Origin of the sequence: Holospora obtusa F1, from assembly GCF_000469665.2 — a bacterium.
Taxonomy (GTDB): domain Bacteria; phylum Pseudomonadota; class Alphaproteobacteria; order Holosporales; family Holosporaceae; genus Holospora; species Holospora obtusa.
Genome location: NZ_AWTR02000060.1, coordinates 1 through 5,873 on the forward strand (window position 1 = coordinate 1; position 5,873 = coordinate 5,873).

Genomic DNA, 5,873 nt, shown 5'->3' on the forward strand with positions numbered 1-5,873 from the left:
AATCAAAGTTATGGAATAAGCAAAAGTTCATGCTACAAAGGAATTAAGTGGGTTGAAGATACGCTCTATCAAGCGTTCAAATTTTGCTTTCCTGGTCGAAAAGCATTATTTAAGAGCAATATGGAATGTGATGTTATATTAGATGCCACGGAAACGCCTATAGAACGCCAAAAAAAAGGGTAAAGAATAGGAAGCGTAAAAAAATCGAACTAACAAATAAAAAAAATTTATTCGAAAAAAAAGAGAAAGCATATTTTAAAAACTAAATTTGTTGTCGATAAAAATACGAAACAAGTAATATTAGAGTATTTAAAGAATCGCAAACAAATATAAATTCTGATATAAAGGTCATTACTGACACTGGATATCAAGAGGTACAAAAACTGCATAATAAAATTTGCGCTGTAAAAAAAAGACGAAGAAAAGTCCTTTAATAAAAGAGTACAAGCAAAAAAATTAAGAACTTGCGAGTGAAAAAGTTGCAAATGAAAATGTTATCGGCAAGCTTAAATGATTAAAAACCGTATCTGAAAAATAGAGAAACAGACGAAAAAGATTTGGCCTAAGATTCAATCTGATCACTGAAATTTATGATTTGAAGCTAACATAAAGGGGGGGGTCGAAAAAGGTTTAATAAAGTTTTGAGATTAGAATCTCCGTGTTTATGTCCTGAACATTTATATTTTTATTACAAACAATAATAAATAACTTATAGATAAAATTTAACGGGATTTCTATGTTATTTCCCCATAGACAAAAGCTTTATTTTTATATACAGTGATGAAAGGTTAAGGTGTAAGCGGACTGAGATGGTTTTTAAAAACGTGAAATTTATTAATGTAAATGTTTGGAGTAAATTTTTTTTGTTCGGGTTCTTGTTTTGTGAGCACTTATATGGAAAGAAAGACTTAGAAAAACAAGATGTATTGGGAAATTTTGTTTCTGGAGATGAGGGAAGCTTACCCTCAGAAAAACTTTTTTCAGGACATCCTGTTTTGCCAGGCGTTGCTCCAGAAATGAAAGATGTGTTAGTAGAGCAAAAATTCCCCTGGATTCAAGGAGAAAAATTATCGGGTGTTTTTCAAGAGCCTATGAAGAATGGTGGGCTAAGGGCTCAATTATTAGCTTTGGCTCGAAAGCGGAAGATCTCTCCAAGCTTGAAGATTGAGCTAGAGACTTCGTTCGGGAAAGATCTTCCAGACGAGTTGCGTACTTTGCTTGAGGATCCTGCGTTTTTGGCCTTATTACCGGATGTACGCTCTTCTCGAAATTTTATTGTTTCCAAAAAATCATCTGAATCTACAAAATCTAAACAAGACGCAGCATTAAAGCGTATAAAAAATTTAACGGATGCGCTTCGTTCCGCATACGCGTTTAATCCAGAATTAGAAGCTGCGCGAAAAAGAATAAATCTTGCGGTCAATAAGCTCTCTCAAGCTTTTTCTGCGATACGCCCTGGTATTTATCTTAATTTGGGACACAACCAATCAGGAACTTTTCAAGGACAGAGAGGGAACAATCCTTTGTCCAGAGATTCTGACGGATTGCCGGTGGTTAATTTAAAAAATAGGCAGCGCGCATGGGATAATCAGGCAAGACTTTCAGCAAAACAAACGTTGTTTTCTGGCGGCGGAATTATTGCAAATATTTTAAAAGCTAAAGCAGAGTTTTTTGCATCTTGTTGGAGCTATATAGTTAGCGAACAAACTGTCTTTATGAAAGTAACGGAAGCTTTTCTGGATTATTTATTGGCTGATGAGTTGTTGCGTATGGAAGAGCTTAACGCTGCAACGTTACATATGCTGTTTAAAGCAAGTAATGTAGGTTTTTCAACTGGAATCGAAAAACCTGGAGATCGAAGTCTTGCAGCAGGTCAAGCCTTGATGCAAGGTGATGTCAAAGTTATTGAGGCACGAAAATCTAGAGACAGTGCGCGGGTAAAATTGCAAGCAATCATTGGATCTTTAGTTGCTTTATTGAATGACCTAGAAATGCCAGCTGAATTTACATGTTTACCTAAAGACGTAAAAACATTAAAAAAATTAATTCTTAAGAACAATCCTGCTATTCAAGCAAGTTGTATGACGTTATTGGGGAAAAAACATGAAGTTAATGTTGCGGTATCTGGATTTTTACCAAAAATTGATTTAGAGGCTTCCATTGGTCGGGGAATGAATGAGCGAATTCAAACGACGATTCCAGGAATTTACTCTAACCAAGATGTGACCCACAGTAATAATATTCAGTTCGGAATTGGGCTTACTATGCCTATTTATGACCGCGGATTAACGCATGCAAATTTTCGTAGCGTAGAGCAAGAAGTCAAGCTTGCGCGATTAGACTTAGAGCAAAACAAACGCACAGCTCTATGGGAAGGTGTGCAACAATGGAATATGCTTTCAGCAAGTTTAGTCAACCGAAGCTTAACTTTTAGAGCTATGCTTTTTTATACGCAAGCATTAATGAACGCACAAAAAGAATACGATGCTGGTGTGTTGCCTATTGTAGATTTTACACGCATTCAAGATTATTGGATAAATGCGTGTCGTAGTTGGATTACTCAACGTTTTTTAGTGATCAAAAATTCCGCAGCAGTGGGAGTGTATTTGGGAAGAATGACAGCAAAATATTTGAAATTACCCGTTGCGCTTTTTGATCCTAAACAGTATTATGAACAGTACGCAAGTAATTGGACAGGGATTGGCTCAAATGAAGAAGATACACCTTTGTTTGATCAAGATCCATTAGAGAGGAAGAATTAAATGCAGGAAAAAATGACGAAAGATTCTCCAGAAAGTGAATCTATCGATGATATACTGGAGTCAATAAAAGGTTTGGTTTATCCTGTGATTGACTTGAATCGTCCACTTAAAGAAGATAATCCTGATTGCTCTATACAGCACGGCAGAGCACCTAACGTGGAGGAAAACGCAGGCAATCAAGAAAATCAAGATCATCAAAAAAGCAGCACTTCAGCTGCTCAGGCCATTTTTTCTTTTATTCATAGCGTTCGACGTGATAAACAGGAGGAAAGCCACTTGCCAGAAGTAAAAAAGGAAGAAAAACAGGGAACTTCATTAGAATCTTTTTTGACGGGAGTTATTCAAGATGCTTTGAATCCTCATATACGTTCCGTTTTAGAGCAAGAGATGAAAAATTTTTTAAGCACGGACGGAAAAAATCTAATGGAAGCTTTGATCGTTCAGTGGTTTGACGTTCACGGAAAAGGAGTTGTTCGCGATTGGTTAGAAAAGTACGCACCTACGCTTGTGGTTCGGTGCGTGGAAGTTTATCTTCAAGAGCTTTCAAAAATAGCATAGGTGTGAAAGTATACAGTTTTGGAATTATCGTAGGTTTTTGAAGAAATAAAGTTTCTGAATTGAAAATTCAAAATAAGTGAAACGTAAGTTAAAGTTTAAGAAGATAAGCGTTATTTCTAGAAGAAGGTTCTAAAATCTTATAGTAATAACTTTTATCTTCGGTTAATTAAGTGCTATGCTTTACGTATTCACAAATCAAAATTTAATTTACTATATAATATAGTTTCATTTATTCAAAGAATTTAGCTCAGTTTACTACATATAAAAATTTGCTTTTATGTTATATTTCCTTTGCATTTGAAGTAGAGAATTTTTTTTAAGAGCTTGTTTAGGGATGGGGGGGATTGTTCAAAATTTTAGAAATTTTGTCTTGTAAGCTTTGTATTGAGAAATGTTTAAAAAAATAAATATTTAATTTAAAGAATGCATGTTAAATTGATCGATTAGGGTTTTAATAAGTGTTTGAACAATGAGCTCTAAGTCCCAAGTTGCCCCCGAGCATTCCTTAAAACTTGTTGCGTCATAGGCGCCTTGAAGGTGAGGAGAGGTGTTCACATTAATTCCTATTCCTAAAATGCATCCCCATACAAGACTTTCTGTATGAAATACATGACCTAAAATTCCAGAAATTTTTTTTTTCTTAACAAAAATATCATTTGGATATTTTAAGTAAGCATCAATACCGTATTCTTGTAATAGCAAAACTACAGATCGTGCAGCCATCCAAACGAGAGTATTCGAGTAACATGAGTGAGCAGGAATTGAAAATAAAATAGAAAGAAAAATGTTACCAAAAGGAGAGCTCCAGACAGAATGCTTTCTTCCATATCCTTGAGTTTGCGAAAACGCCCTAAAAACAACAAGCGTCTTAGGAACTCCAAAACGAACATAATAAGAAAATGCTATATCTTGAGTAGAAGTTACAGAAGGATACAAAAAATAAATCAAATAGAAAAAAATACGCGGGGACGACGGGACTCGAACCCGCGACCTCCGGCGTGACAGGCCGGCGCTCTAACCAACTGAGCTACATCCCCATAACTTGTTTTCATTATCTCATTTTTTTTTTTTTGTCAAGGTCTCAAAAAAAAAAATTATAAAAATAACTCCTATCCATCATAATGAATATATTAAATATATATTAAATTAAGTTGAGATTTTTGCATTAAAAAAAGATTTTCTAAAAAGCATATTGTTCACAATAACTGCTAGTGCTTATCCTAAATTAAGCCAAACGACAATTGAAGCCAAGTGAATAACGCCTAAAAAATTTGAAGACGTATTATCATGTCCTGTGGCAATGGCGCGGTACTGCTTTGAGTTTAGTAAAAAAATTCTCGATCAAGTGACGGGATTTATAAAGAATATTTATCATATTTGAAGGCTCCAAACGGTTCTTTTTAGGTGGAATCACGCCCCTTTTCTTTAAGTGTTCTCCGCCCCTTTCATCAGTATCGTACGCTTTTATCCGAAAGCAACGCATCAGCCTCTTTCCAAATCATAGTCCTAACTTTGTGTAAGGTGAAAAGTAACCGAATTTCCATAGGCATCACACGGTGCATAAATTTTGGTGTACCCCACAGAGGAAGGTCCAACGACTTGATTATGATCTTTTTTGAGAGTTTTGACATTTAGGTAGTTTTATATCAAAATACGACAATACTGTCGTATTAAGGTTATCAGCAATGCATTGCAAGAACTGTACTTCCGAAAACTGCATAAGGAACGGTATAGTACGCAAGGTTCAGAGCTATAAGTGTAAGGAATGAGGTTATACCTTTGTTGAAAGTGACAAGAGGGGCAAAAAGAGAAACGGCTGTCAAAAAAGCCTTATGCGTCAATTTATACTCTTTAGCTAAGGCATTTTTTAACATGATGGGTAAAATTCTTGGACATTCTCCTTTTATTATATACAGAGTGGGTGGTGGCAGAGATGAAAAAAATACAAAAATCTGAGGGTTCAGGTCACATTCAAGCAATGGAATTTGATGAAATGTAGCATTTTTTCCAAAAAAAAGTCAAAAGCTCTGGATTATCAAAGCAAAGCCGTTGATCATAGCACACGGAGAATTGTTGCCTGGGTTACAGGGAATCGTGATGCTGCAACATTCACACGACTTTACGAAAAAGTCAAACATCTGAAAAATTGCACATTTTATACTGATGACTGGGATGCTTTTTCTAAAGTCTCTACCAAAAAACCGCCATAGTATTGGAAAATCAGGCACTGTATGCATAGAGCAAGATCATAGTAATACAAGACATCACCTAGGACGCATGACGAGACGTACTAAAGTAGTTTCTAAGAAGGGAATCTATGGTATACGGATCAATCAAGCCTTGGTGTGCTACGACACCAAAAATTTTTAATCACTATCAAAAAATACTGCTATCTATCTTTAGGTGGAAACTCTCAAATTTTTTATTTTGATCACTTATAGTAAAAACAGTTGAATTGTATAGTAATTTAGTATGAAAATGGGATTTGAAAGAATGTGGCAATAGCCTCGTAAAATTTATCAAACTGGTTAATTTGGTTCTTAACTCACTGAT

6 protein-coding genes, 1 tRNA gene and 1 pseudogene are annotated in these 5,873 nt (G+C 35.3%); 6 read left to right on the forward strand and 2 right to left on the reverse strand.

From position 1 onward, the window contains the following. The 3 genes and pseudogenes from P618_RS09295 to P618_RS03230 all read left to right on the forward strand — a co-directional run. Nucleotides 1-610 (forward strand): annotated as a pseudogene (locus P618_RS09295) (IS5/IS1182 family transposase); the annotation flags it as partial. A 214-nt stretch (nucleotides 611-824) separates the two neighbouring features. Beyond that, on the forward strand, nucleotides 825-2,762 hold the full coding sequence (locus P618_RS03225; RefSeq protein ID WP_162147072.1) for a TolC family protein: 1,938 nt from the start codon (nucleotides 825-827) through the stop codon (nucleotides 2,760-2,762). Next, nucleotides 2,763-3,320: a hypothetical protein gene (locus tag P618_RS03230; RefSeq protein WP_021827157.1), complete on the forward strand. Its 558-nt coding sequence runs from the start codon at nucleotides 2,763-2,765 to the stop codon at nucleotides 3,318-3,320. A 411-nt stretch (nucleotides 3,321-3,731) separates the two neighbouring features. Here the strand turns inward: P618_RS03230 and P618_RS06710 are convergent, their stop codons facing one another. Both P618_RS06710 and P618_RS03240 read right to left on the reverse strand, forming a co-directional pair. Beyond that, entirely contained in the window at nucleotides 3,732-4,268 is a 537-nt protein-coding gene (locus P618_RS06710; protein ID WP_024161146.1) for a biotin--[acetyl-CoA-carboxylase] ligase, read from the reverse strand. Between the two features lie 15 nt (nucleotides 4,269-4,283). After that, a tRNA-Asp gene (locus P618_RS03240) sits at nucleotides 4,284-4,357 on the reverse strand. Nucleotides 4,358-5,099: 742 nt separating this feature from the next. Between P618_RS03240 and P618_RS07860 the strand changes: the two genes are divergently transcribed. Genes P618_RS07860 through P618_RS07865 form a run of 3 tightly spaced genes read left to right on the forward strand, consistent with a single transcriptional unit; the run spans nucleotide 5,100 to nucleotide 5,690 of the window. Then, nucleotides 5,100-5,276: a hypothetical protein gene (locus P618_RS07860; RefSeq protein WP_156918981.1), complete on the forward strand. Its 177-nt coding sequence runs from the start codon at nucleotides 5,100-5,102 to the stop codon at nucleotides 5,274-5,276. A 32-nt stretch (nucleotides 5,277-5,308) separates the two neighbouring features. Beyond that, nucleotides 5,309-5,530, forward strand: coding sequence for an IS1 transposase (locus tag P618_RS03245; RefSeq protein WP_021827141.1), 222 nt, complete (start codon nucleotides 5,309-5,311; stop codon nucleotides 5,528-5,530). Then, a complete protein-coding gene (locus tag P618_RS07865; RefSeq protein ID WP_024161148.1) occupies nucleotides 5,484-5,690 on the forward strand; it encodes an IS1 transposase in 207 nt (68 codons plus the stop codon). The genes P618_RS03245 and P618_RS07865 overlap by 47 nt, the downstream gene beginning before the upstream one ends. Nucleotides 5,691-5,873 lie beyond the last annotated feature (183 nt).